The sequence below is a fragment of the Sphingopyxis sp. Root154 genome, assembly GCF_001427105.1.
Classification (GTDB): Bacteria; Pseudomonadota; Alphaproteobacteria; order Sphingomonadales; family Sphingomonadaceae; genus Sphingopyxis.
In genome coordinates, this window is the sequence record NZ_LMGI01000001.1 from 897,086 (window position 1) to 915,301 (window position 18,216).

Here is an 18,216-nt window from a genome sequence, read left to right on the forward strand (position 1 = left end):
ACCCGCGCGCGGCAGGATGCCGTAAAGTGCCTGATCTGGCACAGCGGACAAGAGAGGGAATAGCGTGCAACCAGGTGATCCGGCGGAACTGCGAACCCGATTGGGACGCAACCTGACCTATGGCCTCCTCGATTCGCTGGGCCGCGCGATCGTCATCGGCGCTTATGAAGACCAGCCCTTTCCGACCGAGGCCGAATTGGCGAAGCAGCATGGCGTCAGCCGGCAGGTGACGCGCGAGGCGGTGAAGATGCTGACCGCCAAGGGGCTGCTCAGCGCGCGCCCGCGACAGGGCACGATCGTCCAGCCGTCCACCACGTGGAACCTGTTCGACACCGACGTGCTGCGCTGGCTTCTCGAGCGCAAATTCTCGGTCGACCTGCTGCGCCACTTCAACCAGTTGCGCGTTGCGATCGAGCCCGAGGCTGCGGCGCTCGCCGCCGCCAATGCGAGCGATGCCGAGCTCGAGCCGATCCTCGCGGGACTCCGGCGGATGGAAGCGGCGGAGCGCGGACTCGACGATACGCTCGACGCCGACATCGCCTTTCACGTCGCCATCCTGCGCGCGTCGGGCAACCCCTTTTTCGTCCAGTTCCGCGACGTCGTGACCACCGCGCTGCGCAGTTCGATCCGCTTCACCAATCGCATCAAGGGCCGTTCGGCGAGTGTCGCCGACCATGCGGCGGTCAGCGAGGCGATCGCGCGCCGCAATCCCGACCGCGCGCGCAAGGCGATGAAGAAAATCATCGGCGACGTCCTCGACCTCATCGAAACGAGCGAAAGCCCCGCCGAGAGCTGAGGGTGAGGCAAGGCGCCGCGATGATCGCGACGCCTTGCCTGTCGGCTCAGAAGCGCGCGCGCAGGCTCGCCCCATAGAAGCTGTCGTCGACCCGGATGTCGTGCGGGAAGCCCGGCGTGTGGAAATAGCTGTGATACTTACTCCGCAACACGTTCACGCCATCGACGCTGAGCGCCAGATGCTCGTTGATGTCATAGCTCACCGAGAAATCGAGCCGGCCGTTCGCCTTCACGCGGTTGAACTTCGCGCCGTCGCCCGGCACCAGCAAGCCGCCGCCGAACAGGCCCTCATTGAACTTGCCGCGCCATGTGTAGACGACGCGCGCGGTGATGCCGTATTTCTCGTACAGGCCGCCGATATTATAGCTGTATTTCGACACGCCGAGCAGCGGTTCGCCGACGAGCGGATCGGTCGGGGTCTTGATCTTGCTGTCGGCGATCGTGAAGTTCCCGAACATGCCGAGGCCGTCGAGCCCTTCGGGCAGGAAATCGAAGAAGACCTGCCCGCTGACCTCGACACCCTTCAGCTGCGCGCCGCCCAGATTGCGCGGACGCGAGATATTATAGGTGATGCCGTCGATGACCTCGGGCTCGACCCCGATCGCGACGCGGTCCTTGATCTCGCGATAATAGACGGCGGCCGACACATAGCTCGACGGGCCGAAATAATATTCGGCGGTGGCATCCCACGCGTCCGATTTCTGCGACCTGAGGTCGGGGTTGCCGCCGCTGCCGTTGGGGCGGATGTTGGCGTTGTTCGGCACCTCGTAAAAGAGGCCCGGATTGAGGTCGCCGAACGTCGGACGCGACAGCGTGCGCGCATAGCTGGCGCGGAGCTGCAGCTCGGGCGAAAGCTTCAGCCGGATGCTTGCGTTCGGCAGGAAGTCGGTTTCGCTGGTCGACCGCCGTACGGGAGTCAGCACACCGCTGACCCGGCCCGTGCCTTGCAGATCGCGGTCGTTGGTTACCCAGCGCACCCCGACGAGGCCGTCGATCAGCGCGTCGCCGCCAAGGTCGGCGGCATATTTGATCTGCGCATAGCCCGACATCGTCTTTTCATTCGCGCGGTAGCTGCGCGAAGGGTCGGGCGCGGGGTCGCCCGCGGGCGCGCCATAGAGCTGGCGCAGCAGATCCGTGTTTTCGCGCAGGAAATCGGGATCGGGGGTGTACCAGTTCGCACCATTGTTGATGAACGGGATCGACGCCGGCGACAGGATCAGGAAATCCGACGGCAAGCCGACCGAATTGACCAGCGTGACGCGGTTGCCGCCGGGCGCGGCGGGTCCGCCGGCAAAGCCCTCGAACGATGCCTTGCGGTCGGCATAGCGGAAGCCGAGCTGGATCTGGTCGATGAAGCTTTCGACGTCATAGCTGAAGTCGGTCCGCCACGCCTTCAGCGAACTTTTCGAGGTGTTGATGTCCTGGAACAGGCTGTTCGCGAAACGGAAATCATTGGCATCGCTGAGCGGATCGCCCGTCATCACGGTCGTGCCATGCCCATTGTCGTTGATGATGACATTCACCGACGGGATCGTCTTGCCGATGTCGACGATGATGTTGCGCGCCTTGAACGTCGTGTCGAAATAGGAAAGATCGGTCTCGAAATGGATGCGGTCATTGTCGTACCGCATGCCGCCCGCGATCAGCCACTGGTCGGTCTTGTCGCGCTTTGCCTGCGTGCTGGTGAGGCCGGGGACATTGTTGAAGGTCGCGCTTTCGCCAAGACACAGATTCTGGGTGGTCCCGCCGTTGCTTGTCGGAAAGCCGCCGCCGTCGACCTGCGCCGTAAAACATTCGCTGCCCGCCACCGCATTGGTGATGCTTTGCGCCGCAAAGATGTCGGAGAAGATGAAGTTGGTGGCGAAGCGCGAGCGATAGCCGCTGTAAAGGCCGTCGACGTAGAGCTCGAGTTCGGGGGTCGGCTTCCACTGGAGTGCGAGGTTCGCCTGCGGGCGACGATAGCCGCCGGTGTCGGTAAGCCCGCCGACGCAGGTCGGCAGCACGATCCCCGCCGCACCCGGAGGGCCGTTGGAGCCCGAGCGCGGATCGCAGTTGAACGAGATCGGCCGGTTGAAATTCTGATCCGAATAGGAAATGTTGAGGAGCGCGCCAAATTCGCCGTCGCCGACGTTCCAGCGGCCGCTGATGAGCCCACCCAGCGTATAGCTGAACTTGTCGACTTCCTTGCCATAGCTGCCGCGCGCGTTGAGCGCGACGCTGACGCCTTCCTTGAAATTGAACGGCTTTTGCAGCTTGAGGTTGATCACCCCGGCAACCCCGCCTTCGAGCAGATTGGCGGAGTTGGATTTATAGACTTCGGCCCCCGCCAGCGCTTCGGCGGGAAGATCCTGAAAGGCAAAGCCGCGTCCGACGCCGGTGAAGATCTCGCGCCCGTCGAGGGTCGTCAAAATATCGCCGATGCCGCGCACAAGCGGGCTGACGACCTCGTTGTTAAAGCCGTTGACGGTCTGGATGCCGGGAACGCGTTGCAACGCGGCCGCCACGGTGGAGTCGGGAAATTTTCCGATGTCGTCGGCGACGATAACCTCGACCACCTGGTCCGAATTGCGCTTGATGTTGCGGGCGGCCTGCAGGCTGGCGCGCTGGCCGGTCACGACGATTTCGCGATCGGTCGCCGCGGTGCCTTCGCTGGCCACGCTGCCGGTTTCCACTTGCTCGTCCGACGTCTGCGCCGCGGCGGACGCCGATGCGAGCAGGGCCGCCATCGACGCACTCGTAAACATGAACAATCTCGTCTTCATCGGTCGTCTCCCCATAGAGCTGCCAGGTGGTGTTTCACCCGATCTTGTTGATTTTAAATATCTTATTTGTAATACAAATTATTCAGGCACAAAAAATTTGAGAGATTGGAAAGGCGCTACTTCACCGGCACGACGCCCTTCGGCGCGGCGGTCAGGCGCTTGATCAGGTCGACTTCCGCCTGGCGATAGGGCGTGCCGTCGCTGCGCAGAACTTCGTGGAACCAGATCGGCGGCTCGTCGCCGGTGTAGGGTTTTTTCCAGCTGTCCCATGGCAGCCGCGTCTGCGACTTGCCGTCGACGAAGCCCCAGTTGATCATCGCGACGCCATATTTCTTGCCCAGCGGCAGCGAGCCGTCGAAGGTCGATCCATTGCCGCGCGCCATATATTCGGTGCACAGCAGCGGCCGGCCATAGACCTGGAGTTGCTTGACGCGACGTTCAAACGTCTCGGGCCAGTTATAGTCGTGGAAGGAAATGACGTCCGACTGCGCGACCTGAATCTTCTCGACCGCATCAAGCTTATTCACGTCCGACCATTCGTCGCCGATCCACAGCCCGCTGGTCAGCGGCTGTTTCGGCTTTGCACTGCGCGCCCAGTCGAAGACCTGACCCAGCAGGCCGGCAACCATCGCCTTCTTGTTCGGCGTCGGTTTGTAATTGCCGCCGCCCTCATTGTTCGGCTCGTTCCAGACGTCCCAGGCGAGGACGCGATCGTCGTTCGCGAAACGGCCGACGACGTCCTTCACATAGGCTTCGAGCTTGCCGTGCTGCGACTTGTCGGCAAGCCGCACGGCGCCCGGCGCCTGCATCCAGCCGCTGTTGTGAACGCCGGGGATCGGCGGGTGCTGCGGGCCCGCAACGGGGTTCGGGTCCCAACAGCTGTCGAACAGCACGAACATCGGCTTGATCTTGTGCTTCGCCGCGATGGCGAGGAACTGGTCCATCCGCTGCTTCAGCCCTTCGGGATCATTTTCCCAGAGCAGATTGTGCAGGTAGACGCGCATGGTGTTCATGCCCATCGCCGACGCCCAGCCGAGTTCCTTGTCGATCGTTGCGGGATCGAAGGTTTCCGCCTGCCACATTTCGAACTGGTTGATCGCGGTCGCCGGGTTGTAATTGGCCCCGACGAGCCACGGCTGCGCCTCGTACCAGCTGTGCGCCTGCGCCTTGGTCCAGCGTTCGGCGGCATGCGCGGGCGATATCAGGAACAGCGCGGCGCAGACCAGCGCCATCAGCGTACGAAGCATCTCACTCTCCGAAAAAGAGACGGTAAACCATCTTGTTCATATAGGTCTGACCCGGGGCCAGCCGGGCCGAACCGAGCGCAGGCTGGTTCGGCGTGTCCGGAAAAATCTGCGGCTCGAGCACGATCGCATCGCCCTGGCGATAGAGCTTGCCCGCCTTACCGACGACAGTGCCGTCGAGGAAATTGCCCGAATAAAATTGCACCCCGGGCTGGTTCGACCACAGTTCGAAGCCGCGGCCCGAAATGGGTTCCTTGACCCGTGCGAGCTGGCGCAGCGCCTTCGACACGGTCTTTGCGACGACGAAATTATGATCATAGCCCTTGCCGGTCACGATTTGCGGATCGCTCGCGTCACGCACCCGCTCGCCAACCGCGTGCGGCGTGTTGAAATCGAACACCGTGCCCGCGACGGGCTGGAACGCGCCGGTCGGGATCAGCGTTTCGTCGACCGGGGTATAAGCTGCTGCGGGAATGGTCAGGACATGCCCCAACGCCCCCTGCCCCGATCCCTCGCCGGCGAGATTCCAATAGCCGTGATTGGTGATGTTGACGATCGTCGGCTTGTCGGTCGTCGCGCGATATTCGATGCCGAGCTCATTCTGCTCGTTGAGCGAATAGGTCGCCAGCACGGTGAGCTTGCCCGGATAGCCTTGATCGCCGTCGGGGCTGACATAGCGCAGCGTCACCGACGCGGTGTCGCCCTGCTTTACCTCGACAACCTCCCACAGCACCTTGTCGAAACCGGCGGTGCCGCCATGGAGCGAATTGCCGATGTTGTTGACCGGCGTCTGATAATGTTTGCCGTCGAGACTGAACTTGCCCTTCGCGATGCGGTTGGCAAAGCGTCCGACCGTCGCGCCGAAATATTCGGATTTGGTCAGATAGCCGTCGAGCGTGGGGTAACCGAGCTGGACGTCGGCGACCTTGCCCTGCTTGTCGGGCATCATCAGCGACTGGATCGCGGCGCCCCAGTTGATGATCGTCGCCGAGACGCCCTGGGCATTGGTTAGCGTCACCGCCTCGACCTGCCGTCCGTCGGGCAGCGCCCCAAAAGGCTTGCGCTGGATTTCCGCCGCGCCCGCGGGGGCAAGGGCCAGCGCCCAGCCGGCCGCCCCGATTGCGAGCGATGCCGCAAGCTTCGCCTTCATGATGATCTCTCCCTTTTCATGGTCTATCACGCACCTTTTTGCGAGTAAAGCCGTTTAATATGATAATTAACTTGCGAATTGGCGTGGAGCGAATCCCCGGACGCCGGCATCGACCTCGAACAAGGCACCGGCGTGCGGCGACGCGGTGTCGTCTTCGGCGGCAGAGGTGACGAACAGGCGGTCCAAATCGGCGCCCGCGAAGGCGCAGCTGGTGAGTTGTGCCGCGGGCAGCGGGATGCTGCGGTCGAGGCTGGCGTCGGGCGCATAGCGTTCGATGCGGCCGGCGCCCCAGAGCGCGATCCACAGCCCGCCTTCGGCATCGAAGGTCATGCCGTCGGGGGTGCCGTCGCTATCCGAAAAATCGAGAAAAATGCTGCGATCGTGCAGACTGCCGTCGTCGGCGATGCGGTAGCGATAGACGTGTCCCAGCTTGCTGTCGGTGTGGAACAGATGCTCGCCCCCGGGCATCAGCGCGGGACCGTTCGCGATCGTATAGCCAGTATCGACCCGCGTGACGCGGCGATCGGGATCGAGCCGATAGAGGCTTCCACTCGCGCCTTCGCAATCGAACGGCATCGTCCCCGCCCAGATGCGCCCCGCGTCGTCGGCCTTGGCGTCGTTCATCCGGTTCGCGGGCAGGCCGGGCTCGGGATCATGGAACGGAGTTACTGAGAAAGGATCGAGCCGTAGCTCGGCGAAACCGCTTTGCAGCCCCGCGATAAAACCGTCGCCCGGCGCGCGTTCGATCACCCAGCCGATCGGCTCGGCGTGCGTCCAGCGGGCCACATCCCCGCCCGCGAGGTCGAACCGATTGAGCCCGCAGCCAAGGATGTCGACCCAATAGAGCGCATTGTCGCGCGGCGACCACAAAGGCCCCTCGCCCAGCCGGTCGCGCGTATCGCGCTCGACAATTGCGAAAGCGCTCAATGGCTGTCCCTCGGCAGGCCGGCATTTTGGGCTAGGCGCTGAAATCTGGTCGCGTCCTCCAGCGCGGCGCCGGTAGCGAACTGACCGACCAATTGGCGCTGAATTTCCTGCCAAGGGGTCTGCGAAGCTGGATAGGCATAGCCGCCCGCTTGCTCAAGCCGGGCGCGCCGTACCGCAAGCTCGGCGTCGTCGACCAGCATGTCGGCGGTCCGGCGGACCAGATCGACGCGAATGATGTCGCCCGTCGCCAGCAGCCCGAGGCCGCCGCCGGCGGCGGCCTCGGGCGATGCGTTCAGGATCGACGGGCTACCCGACGTGCCCGACTGCCGCCCGTCGCCGATGCAGGGCAAGGTATGGATCCCGCGCTTGATGAGCGCGACGGGGGGCTGCATGTTCACGACTTCGGCGCCGCCGGGATAGCCGATCGGTCCCGCACCGCGGATGACAAGAATGCAATCCTCGTCGATGCCGAGTGCGGGATCGTCGATGCGCGCATGATAATCTTCGGGGCCGTCAAAGACGATCGCACGGCCTTCGAAGACGTTCGGCCGGTCGGGGTCCGACAGATAGCGGGCGCGGAAGGCGTCGGAGATCACGCTCGCCTTCATCACCGCCGAATCGAACAGATTGCCGCTGAGCACCATCAACCCCGCATCCTCGCGAAGCGGCGACGCAAAGGGCCGGATCACCGCCGCGTCCTGCGTCACGGCTTCGCCGCAATTTTCGGCGAGCGTGCGGCCGTTGGCGGTCAGTACAGTCCCGTCGAGCAACCCCTGACGTAGCAACTCACCGATCACCGCCGGGACGCCGCCGGCGCGATAAAAATCCTCGCCCAGATATTCGCCCGCGGGCTGCAGGTTGACGAGCAGGGGAACATCCTCGCCTTCGCGCTGCCAGTCGTCCATCGTCAGCTCGACCCCGATATGCCGCGCGATCGCGTTGAGATGGATCGGCGCATTCGTCGAGCCACCGAGCGCGGCGTTGACCTTGATCGCATTGAGAAACGCGGCGCGGGTCAAGATGTCGGAGGGCTTACGATCGGCGTGGACCATCTCGACGATCGTACGACCGGTCTGCCACGCGCATTCCTGGCGGTCGCGATACGGCGCGGGGATCGCCGCCGAGCCCGGCAACGCCATGCCGAGCGCTTCGGCCAGGCTGTTCATCGTCGTCGCGGTGCCCATCGTATTGCAATAGCCGGTCGACGGCGCCGAGGAGGCGACGAGTTCGACAAAGCCCTTATAGTCGATTTCGCCCGCCGCGAGCATCTCGCGCGCTTTCCACACGATCGTGCCCGACCCGGTGCGCTGCCCCTTGTACCAGCCGTTGATCATCGGCCCCACCGACAGTGCGGCCGCCGGAATGTTCACCGTCGCCGCGGCCATCAGGCATGCCGGGGTCGTCTTGTCGCAGCCGATGGTCAGCACGACCCCATCGAGCGGATAGCCATAGAGCGTCTCGACGAGACCGAGATAGGCGAGGTTGCGGTCGAGCCCCGCCGTCGGGCGCTTGCCCGTTTCCTGAATGGGGTGCACCGGAAATTCGATCGGGATGCCGCCCGCGTCGCGGATCCCCTGCTTCACCCGATCGGCGAGAATGATGTGGTGGCGATTGCACGGCACAAGATCGCTGCCCGTCTGCGCGATCCCGATGATCGGACGGTTCGACTGCAACTCTTCGAGCGACAGGCCGTAATTCAGATAGCGCTCGACATAGAGCGCGGTCATGTCGGGATTGTCGGGATTGTCGAACCACAACCGCGACCTCAGTGCCGGCCGCTTCGATCCGCCGTCTTGCTTGTCGTCCGTCACATTATTTCCTGACTTGGCTCAATGTCATTTGAAGGCCGCGACCAGCTTGTCATACTGCGCCTTGCTGATCTCGATCATCGACCCGTGGCGCGCGCCGGCGGGCACCGCGTATCGATTCCATTCGGTCACACCGCTGTTCCCCGACATCTGGAACCACGGCCCCTCGAGCCGCGGCGCTTTGGAAACGCCGTAGCTGGTGCCCGCATATTGCTCGTAATAAAGCAGCCAGTCGGCGCCGTTGGGCGCGCGGATGATCGTCGGCGCCTCGCGGAAATTGGGGCTGAGCGCCGGGCCGGGGGTCGGATAGGGGCCGGTCAATTCCTTGGCGCAGGTGATGCGAACGGTCTTGCCCGTCGTCCAGGCATAGGAGGGGTAACGCTCGTCCTTCAGGATCGCGCAATAGCCGCCCTCGGGGTTCGGCTGGATGACCGTGTCGATCGTCGCCATTTCCCATTCGAACAGGCGCCGAGGCGGCCCGGCAAAGCTTTTGAGGTCGGGGGACAGGACGTAAAGCGTGCGCTGGCTTTCCCAATAACGTTCGGGGTCGCTCGCCGATCCGGGAATGGTGGGCGTGTGCCAGCTCAGCAGGAAACGCTTCGACGGCTTGTCGAAATAGAGTTTGGGGGCACCGATGCGCTGCAGCGGATTGGCAAGGCCGACCGCGGACTGAAGGTCGGGCTGATAGGTGCCGTAGGGCGCCCAAGTGATGAGGTCGTCCGACACCCAGAAGCGGATCAGCGGGTCCTCGTCGCTCTTGTTGCCGACCAGATAATAGCGTCCGTCAGCCCCCTGTGCGATCGAAGCGTGGCCGTGATAATCCTTCGACACCGGCTTTCCGCCGTTGAGCTCGGTCCAATAAAGGCCGTCGCGGCTGACCGAATAATAGAGGATGCCGTAATGATCCGTTTTCATATGCGCGAACAGATAGGCTTTGTCGGGATGGACATAGGTGCCCGGCGCCGCGGACGGCTGCGTGTTATCTTGCGCCAGGGCCGGCGCCATGAGCGCGGCGAGCGCAAAGCAAGCCATCGACAGTCTGCGAAGCGACATGATCTCTCCCCTGTTGGGCCTGCGTCGACCCCTTGCATAAGCTTCGATCTCGTATAAGCAGATATATATGATAAATAAAGAGGACGCGATGAACGACGGAAAAGATTTTTCACGGGGTAGCGCGGGAACGGAAATCCGCCTCGCGCTGTTCGGCATCGGCAAGATCGCGCGCGATCAGCACCTGCCCGCGATCGCCGCCGATCCGCGTTTCCGGCTGGCCGCGACCGCGAGCCGCAACGATTCGGTCGATGGCGTGCCGGGCTATCGCGACATCGACGATCTGCTTGCCGCCGGCGTCCAGCTCGACGCCGTGGCGCTGTGTACGCCGCCCGAAGGCCGCGCCGATATCGCGCGCCGCGCGATCGACGCAGGCCTGCACGTGATGCTCGAAAAGCCGCCCGGCGTCACCGCCGACGAAGTGCGCGCGCTTGCGCGCCACGCGGCGGCGAAAGGCGTCACGCTGTTCGCGTCCTGGCACTCGCGCGAAGCCGCCGCGGTCGATAGCGCGCGCGACTGGCTGTCGGGTCGTGTCGTCACCGGCGGGCGGATTATATGGAAAGAGAATATCCGCCAATGGCACCCCGGCCAAGAGTGGATCCTCGAGCGCGCGGGCATGGGTGTCTTCGATCCCGCGATCAACGCGCTCTCGATCCTGACCCGCATCCTGCCGGCACGCTTCGACGTCGAGGCCGCCACCCTCGACATTCCAAGCAACCGGTCCGCCGCGATCGCCGCCGCCTGCACATTGCGCAGCGCCGAAGGCTATAAGATCGAAGCCGATCTCGATTTCCTGTTCGGCGGCGCGCCAAGCTGGGACATCGAAATTGCGACCGATGCCGGGCGATTGATCCTGCGCGACGGCGGCGCGACGGTCGAGCTGCCCGGCGCCGCGCCGAATAGCGGCGAAAATTGCGAATATCCTCGCCTCTACGGTCGCTTCCACGCGCTGGTCGAAGCCGCGGAAATCGAAGCCGACACCGCGCCGCTCGAACTCGTCGAACAAGCCTACCGTGTTGGTGAGGCGCGCGCCGCGCCGCCTTTCGCTTTCTGACCCCGGCGCGGCGTCAACGGGCGCTCAGCGAGCGCGCGATCCGGCGGGGACAGGCGATTGCGTTCCGACGGCTACGGGCTCGCCGAAATCCGGCCAACCCGCGGCGGTCCATCCAAAACGCTGGATATGCGGGGCCCGTTTCGCCGTGCAGCCCATGCCGGGGGCCGGGTTGGCATGATAGACAATCCAGCTTTCCCGGCCGTCGGGCGACCGGAAAAAGCCGTTGTGGCCGGTCGCATAGACGCCGTTGGCGCTCTTGAAGACAGGCTGCGGCGACTTGCTCCACGCGGCGGCGTCGAGCGGATCGGCGCCCGGCGGCGCGCGGAGCAGCCCCAGCGAATAATCGTCGGACCAGCAGGCACTGGCCGAATAGGTCAGAAACAGGTCGCCCTTTGGCCCCGGCAGGAATTCGGGGCCCTCGACAATCTGCCGCCCGCCCAGCCTTTCCCAGACATGGTCGGGCCGCGCGATCACCGTCTCGCGCCCCTTCAGCGTCCAGGGATCCTCCATCTCGGCAATCGCGATGGCGCTGTCGGGCCCGATATAGGGCGAGTAAGCGAAATAGCGCTTGCCACCGTGATCGAAGATGGTGCCGTCGATCCCGGCATGCGCCGTATTGACGCGGCCGCGGTCGATCCACTTTCCGCGCATCGGATCGGGCCCCGCATTTTCCAAAACAAAGATCGCGCGATGATCGTCATCGGTGAAACCGCTGGCGGTCGCCGAATAATAGAGGAACCATTTCCCATCGATGCGGTGCAGCTCGGGCGCCCATATCGAATGGGCGTTCGCGCCCTCCTTCGGCGGCGTCCAGACAACCACCGGCTCGACCTCGCCCAGCCTCGCCACATTGTCGGTCCGCCACAGCGCGATCCGGTCGCCGAGCGTATGAGTGTAATAATAATGTCCGCCGACCTGCAGTATCCACGGATCGGGGCCAGAGGACAGCAGGGGATTGGCGAAGGTGGCGACGCCCGCCTCCTCAGCCGCCGCAGGCAATGCGAGACCGCCGATTGCCGAGACCGCAACACCCCATGCGATCCGCCGGACGAAACGGCGCGCAAGACAGGTGACCGAACCCGAAAAAAGCATGCGCCTCTCCTCCTTTTGCTCTGATCGTTATTTATAATATAAGTATGATCAAAATGGCAACCTGCGACTTGGGCGCGTATGAGTGGATGCGGCCTGGTTGCCGTTGCAAGCGCCAGAATCGCGGAAGTCCGGCAAAGGGCCGGCGACGACGAGCACCACACGGCCGACAATCGTTTGGTGCCCAGCTTTCTGCCGGTGTTCCAAGCCGGACGCGGCAATCCCATGATCATTCTCCTACAGCCGAAATGGCCGGGAGCGGTCGTCCACCACGTAAAGCTTTCGCGCTCCATCCAGACTGTGGCCGTAGCGCCACAGCGCCGGATGATTCGTATCCGGCGGGAGATTGGCGTTCATCCTAACCGTTTTCCCGAGCGTTGCTGACGCGGCTGCCGGATTTCGGCGACCGCACATATGCCTGAAAACAACAGGAGGAGAGGATGATGACCCAATTCCAGCAATTTGCTCGGTCGGGAACGGCCGGCATCGCCGTCGCGGCAGCTCTGGCAGGCGCCGCCCCCTGCAACGCACAGCAATCGGAACCGCTTCCGCAGGACAGCACGGCCGAAGCATCGGGGGAAACCATTGTCGTCACCGGTTCGCGCATCCGCCGCGACCCGCTGGATCAGGAAGCCCCAATCGCGTTCATCGGTCAGGAGGATATCGCGAAGACCGGTCTCAATTCGGTCAACGACGTGCTCCAGCGGCTACCCAGTTCGGGAGGCGGTCTAAACAGCAAGTTCAACAACAGCGGCAACCTCGGCAATCCGCCCGACGGCGGCGGGGTCGGCGCGGGCGCGGCGGAAATCGACCTGCGTTATCTGGGATCGCGCCGCGTGCTCGTGCTCGTCGATGGCATCCGCTATGTGAACGGCGCCTCGGCGAGCGGCGTGCCCGGATCGACCGACCTCAACTCGATCCCCGAAAGCGCGATCGAGCGCATCGAAGTTTTGCAGGACGGCGCCTCGGCGATTTACGGGTCGGACGCGATCGCCGGCGTCGTCAACATCATCACCAAGAAGAGCCAGGAGGGCCTCCGCGCCAGCGCGCAGGTCGGCGGCTATGGCCAGGGCGACGGCTTTACCAAGAGCGCGCAGGTCAGCTGGGGCAACGGTCGCGGCCCGACGCAGATCGTCGTCGGCGCCAACTATGTCCAGCAGGACGGCGTCCTCGCAGGCAGCCGGGCGATTTCGCGGTTTCCGGCGCCCTATTCGGATACCTGTCTCGATGGCGGCTGCTCGGGCTTCGTGCCGCTCGGGCGCTTTATCGTCTTCGGCAACGACCTGACGCTGCGCGGCCCGGTGATCGGCCGCAACCCGGTGTACAACGCCGGAAATCCGACCGATCCCGCGAGCGATTTCAAGGCGTTTGGCGATGCCGACCGCTTCAATTTCGGTCCGTTCAACTATCTGCAGATTCCGGTCGAACGCTATGGCGCCTTCATCAACGCGCGGCAGGAAATCTCCGACAGCATCAATTTCTCGGTTCGCGGGATCTGGAACCAGCGTAAATCGAAAAACCAGGCCGCGCCGCTGCCCTTCGGTTTCGGTCCCGCCGCGGGGCTGACCCCGGTGCTCGACGCGATCACCGTCGATGCGACCAACCCCTTCAACCCGTTCGGGGTGACGCTCGACGCAAGCAACACCGATCTGGTCTATCGCCGTTTCGTCGAGGGCGGTCCGCGCCGCTTCAACCAGACCGTGACGACCCTCTATGGCGTCGCGACGCTCGACGGCAGCTTCGACATCGGTGGCGGGCGCAAATGGTATTGGGACGTCAACGCCGCCTATGGCCGCAACAAGGCCAAGCAGACGATGTTCGGCAACATCAATTCGGATCGCCTGCGCCAGGCGCTCGGCCCCGTCGCCGCCTGCACCGGCGAATGCGTGCCGTTCAACATCTTCGGCGGCGCCGGTTCGATCACCCAGCCGATGCTCGACTATGTCATGTTCACCCAGCGCGACCGCAGCCGCCAGTCGACCTTCAGCGCCTCGGCCAACGTCACCGGCAGCCTGTTCGACCTGCCCGGCGGGCCGCTCGGCATCGCGGTCGGGGTCGAATATCGCAAACTGAAAGGCAGCTTCGATCCCGACCCGATCGTCGCCGCTGGCTTCAGTTCGGACATCCCGGCGCTGCCGACGCGCGGCAGCTATAATGTCAAGGAAGCCTATGCCGAACTCAGCGCTCCGGTGCTGTCCAACACCCCCTTCTTCGACCTGCTCGAATTCACCGGCGCGGTGCGCTGGTCGGACTATTCGACTTCGGGCTCGACGACGACGCTGAAGGGAGGCGTCAACTGGAAGCCGATCGAGGACCTGCGCCTCCGCGCCTCCTATGCCGAAGGCTTCCGCGCCCCGTCGATCGGCGAATTGTTCGGCACCCAGTCGCGCTTCGACCAGCCGATCAACGATCCCTGCTCGACCTCCACGACCACGGGCCAGAACTGGAACAATAACACAACCGTTAGGGCCAATTGCATCGCGCAGGGCGTTCCCGCCGCCGGCTATGCCCAAGCCAATCCGCAGATTTCGGTGCTCGTCGGCGGCAACGAGGATCTGGCGGCCGAAAGTTCGAAGAGCTGGATTTTCGGCGGCGTGTACAGTCCCGGTTTCATCCCCGGCCTGTCGATCGAGGCCAATTATTACGACATAAAGATCAAGGGGGCGATCCAGGCGGTGAATGCCGAGATCACGCTGGGCCAGTGTGTCGCGCAGAATGATGCCGACGCCTGCGCGCTCGTCACCCGCGCGGGCGGCGGACAGCTCACCTTCGTCGAGGGGCTGCTCCAGAATATCGCCGGCATCCGCACCAAGGGGATCGACGCGAACCTGACCTACCGGACGCAGAAAACCGCCGCCGGCCGGTTCGGCTTCACCTGGAACAACACGTTCCTCACCCAATATGACGTGATCGTGCCGACCGCCGACGGCCCTCTCGTCGTCAGCCGCGAGGGGACCGAACAGGGCAGCCCCAGCCAGGTCTTCCCCAAATGGAAGTCGGTCGGCATAATCGACTGGGACGGCACATCAATCGGTGCAACGCTGACAGGCCGTTATGTTTCAGCCGTCAGGGAGCCGCTGGCCGACGACAACAAGTTGAAGGCGCGCTTTTACACCGACTTCCAGCTGCGCTGGTTCCCGGCGGACGATCCCGAGGCCTTCGGCTTCGCGCTCGGCGTGAACAATCTGTTCAACGTCAAGGCGCCGGGCTGCATCAGCTGCGACATCAACAATTTCGATCCGACGGGCTATGACCTGCCCGGACGCTATTATTACGTCCGCGCCAGCTTCAAGATGTAGGCGTTCGGGTTTGGAGGGCGATCGATCTCGCGTGAGATCGATCGCCTCTTCCCATTGGGATCCAACATCCTATCTGATGGGCGGAACGAAGGAGGCGAAAGCGTCCGGCATTACGGCACGTGGCGCTTCATCAAACCTTCATCCACTGTATCGATATAATCCTCAACCCCTCCGTTCAGCGACCCAGAACGGGGGCGCCCGCTGCGAACCGGCTAATTTGGCCGGTTTGGGACAGTCCGCTTCCAGGAGTAAATCTGAGACAGCGGACGTGGGCACGGTTTTGATCTGAGATTTGTTCTGGCCCGATGTGATGTCGAGCGACCAATGATCGCGTATCGACCAATTTCCAGCCGATCGGCCGGTTGGAACTGTTGCTCTGCGCCGCGCCGGAGACGTAACTGCATAGATAGTGCTAGGCTATCACAGCATCCTCTCGACAGTATTGGACGACTCTACCTTCTGGCCGCATCTTCTGCGGCAGGAGATATATTATAATCGAATTTTTACAGCGCGTGGTGCTCGTTCGCGGGGCCGGACGCGGGTTGGAGTCCGGCTGTGTGGGAGCCCTCGCCGGTCGCGGCGCATCGATGATGGTAAGCGATGATGTCACGATGTCCGCATATTCAGCCGCAATTGGCGGCAAACACTGAGCACAAGGAGATCGCCCGATGCTGGATTTAACCTTGCTTCTCGCCTTTCTGGGGGCGGCCTGCGTCCTCACTGTGACGCCTGGCGTAGACACGGCAATGGTGCTGCGCGCCGCGACGATCGATGGTCGGCATTCAGCAGTTTTCGCCTCTATCGGCATTGCTCTTGGCTGCCTGATCTGGGGCGCTGCCGTTTCGCTCGGCCTGGGCACTATTCTCCGCGCATCGGACTGGGCTTACACTATCCTCAAGTCAGCCGGCGCTGCTTACCTGCTATGGCTTGGCGCGAAGCTGTTGCTGGAGCCGCGTGACGAACTGGATGCCTCAACCCTTCAACCCGTTTCAATTGGCCTCAGAGGCGCCTTTTCGCGAGGCTTCCTGACAAATCTGCTGAATCCGAAAATAGGCGTATTCTACGTCACCTTCCTACCTCAATTCGTGCCCGTCGGCGCAAATATCGCCGGATATTCGTTCTTCCTCGCGGTGCTACACGTCGCTCTGACGCTCGTATGGTTTACGGCTCTGATCACTGCCACAGTGCCGCTAGGTAAGGTCTTGCGCTCACCAAAGGCGATTAAGACGCTGGATCGGCTGACAGGGCTTGTTCTTGTGACATTCGGACTCAAACTGGCGGCATCTTCAGCGCGTTGACCATTGGGATCCCACGGTTGCCAAACCACAGCCAAGACGGAATTGGGCGAAGCGCGCGCGATCTTAAGCACCGGGTCGCAGAGGCTTGCGGCGGGGCGACGCAAGCTAGGCGCGCGTGGATTCATGAGAATGTTCATCGGGCGGCATACGCTGGAAATGTTTTGCCGTCCCCTCAAGCTGGACCCACTTATGTTTCGATTGCTCGAATAGTGACATGTCAGGTGGTGCAAAGGACGGCTCGGCAAGCGAACCTACCGCCACCCCAATCATGAATGGCGAAGCATCGGGTTTCCAGTAAACGGTCGAGCCGCAAGTTGGGCAGAAATGCATCCGGACTTTTCGACCGCTCTCGGCGGTACGGATGAATTCTGTAGACGCTCCGGTAATTTGGACACCATCTATGGGATAGAATGCGTTTGCGCTGAACGGCGCACCCGTTCTTCGCTGGCAGGCGAAACAGTGACACACCGCCGTCAATCGGGGTGGCCCGCTAAGCGCCAGCCTAAGAGCGCCACAAGCGCATTGGGGGTCGGGCATGGAACCTCCTCCGGTAGCACGATGAGATATGGTTAGATGTGCATCGAGCACGAACGCAGGCTGAAACCGCACTTCGGGCGTATCGCCCACAGTTGATGGCAACAGGCTGTCGAACTTACGAGGCGGCGCATATCGTCGGTGTATCGAAAACGACATATGTGTGGGTTCGTTCACCACAGATTGGTGCGTATCCGTGCCGGAGCAAAAAAGACATCCTCTACCACTTAGCCTGCCCAGCGCGTATATTCAGAGTATGAGACCCGACGATATTCCTCGCATCGATCTTCGCATTTTGCGGCAATTCGTTGCAGTAGCAGAAGAGCTGCATTTTCGGCGCGCGGCGGAGCGTTTGGCAATGTCGCAGCCGCCGCTGACGGCTGCAATCCGACGGCTGGAAGAAGAGGTTGGCGCGACCCTGATCGAGCGTGGTCGCAAAACCGTCAGACTGACCGCCGCAGGCAAGGTCTTGCTTACCGAGGCGCGGCGGTTGCTCATTGCCGCGGGAGATGCACTAGCTGCTACACGCGATGCTGCCGAGGGCCGGAGAGGCCATGTGCGGTTGAGCTATGTGGGCAGTGCCATGTATGGTCGCCTGCCTCAAGATTTGCGCCTTTTTCGGCAAATGAACTCGGGCGTTCGGATCGATCTGCGCGAGATGACCACCGCGATGCAGATAGCGGCTCTGCGAGCCGACGAGATCGACCTGGCGATCGTTATTCCGCCGCTGAGCGCCGCGGACGGGTTGCGGATCGAACCTTATGATGCCGACCGCCTGGCGATTGCGCTGCCTCTATCGCATCGCCTCGCCGCTTCACCTGACCTGAAACTATCAGATATCGCCGGAGAGCAGATGATTATTTGGCCCCGTTCGCAGGGACCGGGCTTTTACGATCAGGTGATGCGACTTTGTGGCGAAGCCGGATTTGCTCCATGCATTGTACAAGAGGCGCACGGCATGCATGCGGTGCTGTCACTCGTAGCGATAGAAATGGGGCTCGCCATCGTGCCGGCGAGTATGGCTTCGGTTCGACCCGGAGAAATAAGCTATCGCGTGCTCGATGGCGAAGCAGCGACATTCGAGATATTGCTATGTCATCGCGCGAATATTGATAATTCCGCAGCCGCGCTCCTTGCCGGGGTTTTGCGTCGATAGCTGCCGCCTATCACGGCGTCCTGTCATCGGTATTGGAACATTTTCAACGG

Annotated in this window: 13 protein-coding genes; 5 read left to right on the top strand and 8 right to left on the bottom strand. The window is 62.8% G+C overall.

Going from position 1 to position 18,216, the window contains the following annotated elements:
* Positions 1–64: 64 nt before the first annotated feature.
* Positions 65–796 (top strand): FadR/GntR family transcriptional regulator, encoded by a 732-nt coding sequence (locus ASD73_RS03960; RefSeq protein ID WP_056368951.1) that lies wholly within the window; start codon positions 65–67, stop codon positions 794–796.
* A gap of 46 nt (positions 797–842) precedes the next feature.
* On the opposite strand, the gene ASD73_RS03965 is transcribed toward ASD73_RS03960, so the two are convergent.
* The 6 genes from ASD73_RS03965 to ASD73_RS03990 all read right to left on the bottom strand — a co-directional run bounded on the left by ASD73_RS03965 (position 843) and on the right by ASD73_RS03990 (position 9,739).
* On the bottom strand, positions 843–3,557 hold the full coding sequence (locus ASD73_RS03965) for a TonB-dependent receptor (RefSeq protein ID WP_235534121.1): 2,715 nt from the start codon (positions 3,555–3,557) through the stop codon (positions 843–845).
* Positions 3,558–3,673: 116 nt separating this feature from the next.
* Positions 3,674–4,804, bottom strand: coding sequence for an endo-1,4-beta-xylanase (locus tag ASD73_RS03970; protein WP_056368948.1), 1,131 nt, complete (start codon positions 4,802–4,804; stop codon positions 3,674–3,676).
* Between the two features lies 1 nt (position 4,805).
* Positions 4,806–5,951 carry an aldose epimerase family protein gene (locus tag ASD73_RS03975; RefSeq protein WP_056370317.1) on the bottom strand — a complete coding sequence of 382 codons (1,146 nt, stop codon included), beginning with the start codon at positions 5,949–5,951 and terminating at the stop codon, positions 4,806–4,808.
* Between the two features lie 66 nt (positions 5,952–6,017).
* A complete protein-coding gene (locus ASD73_RS03980; RefSeq protein ID WP_056368944.1) occupies positions 6,018–6,878 on the bottom strand; it encodes an SMP-30/gluconolactonase/LRE family protein in 861 nt (286 codons plus the stop codon).
* On the bottom strand, positions 6,875–8,605 hold the full coding sequence (locus ASD73_RS03985) for an IlvD/Edd family dehydratase (RefSeq protein WP_235534176.1): 1,731 nt from the start codon (positions 8,603–8,605) through the stop codon (positions 6,875–6,877). Before ASD73_RS03985 ends, ASD73_RS03980 begins: the two co-directional genes overlap by 4 nt.
* Before the next feature lie 108 nt (positions 8,606–8,713).
* Positions 8,714–9,739 carry a glycosyl hydrolase family 43 gene (locus tag ASD73_RS03990; protein ID WP_156377279.1) on the bottom strand — a complete coding sequence of 342 codons (1,026 nt, stop codon included), beginning with the start codon at positions 9,737–9,739 and terminating at the stop codon, positions 8,714–8,716.
* Positions 9,740–9,827: 88 nt separating this feature from the next.
* On the opposite strand from ASD73_RS03990, the gene ASD73_RS03995 reads away from it, so the two are divergent.
* The gene (locus ASD73_RS03995; protein ID WP_056370314.1) at positions 9,828–10,790 is read left to right on the top strand and encodes a Gfo/Idh/MocA family protein; all 963 of its coding nucleotides are present in this window, start codon (positions 9,828–9,830) and stop codon (positions 10,788–10,790) included.
* 24 nt (positions 10,791–10,814) lie between these two features.
* Here the strand turns inward: ASD73_RS03995 and ASD73_RS04000 are convergent, their stop codons facing one another.
* Positions 10,815–11,882, bottom strand: coding sequence for a glycoside hydrolase family 43 protein (locus ASD73_RS04000; RefSeq protein ID WP_056368940.1), 1,068 nt, complete (start codon positions 11,880–11,882; stop codon positions 10,815–10,817).
* 437 nt (positions 11,883–12,319) lie between these two features.
* On the opposite strand from ASD73_RS04000, the gene ASD73_RS04005 reads away from it, so the two are divergent.
* Positions 12,320–15,178, top strand: coding sequence for a TonB-dependent receptor (locus ASD73_RS04005; RefSeq protein ID WP_056368938.1), 2,859 nt, complete (start codon positions 12,320–12,322; stop codon positions 15,176–15,178).
* Positions 15,179–15,846: 668 nt separating this feature from the next.
* Positions 15,847–16,476, top strand: coding sequence for a LysE family translocator (locus ASD73_RS04010; RefSeq protein WP_056368936.1), 630 nt, complete (start codon positions 15,847–15,849; stop codon positions 16,474–16,476).
* A 105-nt stretch (positions 16,477–16,581) separates the two neighbouring features.
* Here the strand turns inward: ASD73_RS04010 and ASD73_RS23520 are convergent, their stop codons facing one another.
* Entirely contained in the window at positions 16,582–17,169 is a 588-nt protein-coding gene (locus ASD73_RS23520) for a GFA family protein (protein ID WP_443027956.1), read from the bottom strand.
* A gap of 97 nt (positions 17,170–17,266) precedes the next feature.
* Between ASD73_RS23520 and ASD73_RS04015 the strand changes: the two genes are divergently transcribed.
* Positions 17,267–18,166: a LysR substrate-binding domain-containing protein gene (locus ASD73_RS04015; protein WP_056368934.1), complete on the top strand. Its 900-nt coding sequence runs from the start codon at positions 17,267–17,269 to the stop codon at positions 18,164–18,166.
* The last annotated feature ends 50 nt before the right edge of the window (positions 18,167–18,216 follow it).

Excerpts from the sequence above, each read along its gene's own strand:
- ASD73_RS03965 (WP_235534121.1), bottom strand. The coding sequence starts at position 3,557 with ATGAAGACGAGATTGTTCATGTTTACGAGTGCGTCGATGGCGGCCCTG.
- ASD73_RS23520 (WP_443027956.1), bottom strand. The coding sequence starts at position 17,169 with ATGTCGTTTTCGATACACCGACGATATGCGCCGCCTCGTAAGTTCGAC.
- ASD73_RS03990 (WP_156377279.1), bottom strand. The coding sequence starts at position 9,739 with ATGTCGCTTCGCAGACTGTCGATGGCTTGCTTTGCGCTCGCCGCGCTC.
- ASD73_RS03970 (WP_056368948.1), bottom strand. The coding sequence starts at position 4,804 with ATGCTTCGTACGCTGATGGCGCTGGTCTGCGCCGCGCTGTTCCTGATA.
- ASD73_RS04000 (WP_056368940.1), bottom strand. The coding sequence starts at position 11,882 with ATGCTTTTTTCGGGTTCGGTCACCTGTCTTGCGCGCCGTTTCGTCCGG.
- ASD73_RS03975 (WP_056370317.1), bottom strand. The coding sequence starts at position 5,951 with ATGAAGGCGAAGCTTGCGGCATCGCTCGCAATCGGGGCGGCCGGCTGG.
- ASD73_RS04010 (WP_056368936.1), top strand. The coding sequence starts at position 15,847 with ATGCTGGATTTAACCTTGCTTCTCGCCTTTCTGGGGGCGGCCTGCGTC.
- ASD73_RS03985 (WP_235534176.1), bottom strand. The coding sequence starts at position 8,605 with ATGACCGCGCTCTATGTCGAGCGCTATCTGAATTACGGCCTGTCGCTC.
- ASD73_RS03995 (WP_056370314.1), top strand. The coding sequence starts at position 9,828 with ATGAACGACGGAAAAGATTTTTCACGGGGTAGCGCGGGAACGGAAATC.
- ASD73_RS04015 (WP_056368934.1), top strand. The coding sequence starts at position 17,267 with ATGAGACCCGACGATATTCCTCGCATCGATCTTCGCATTTTGCGGCAA.
- ASD73_RS04005 (WP_056368938.1), top strand. The coding sequence starts at position 12,320 with ATGATGACCCAATTCCAGCAATTTGCTCGGTCGGGAACGGCCGGCATC.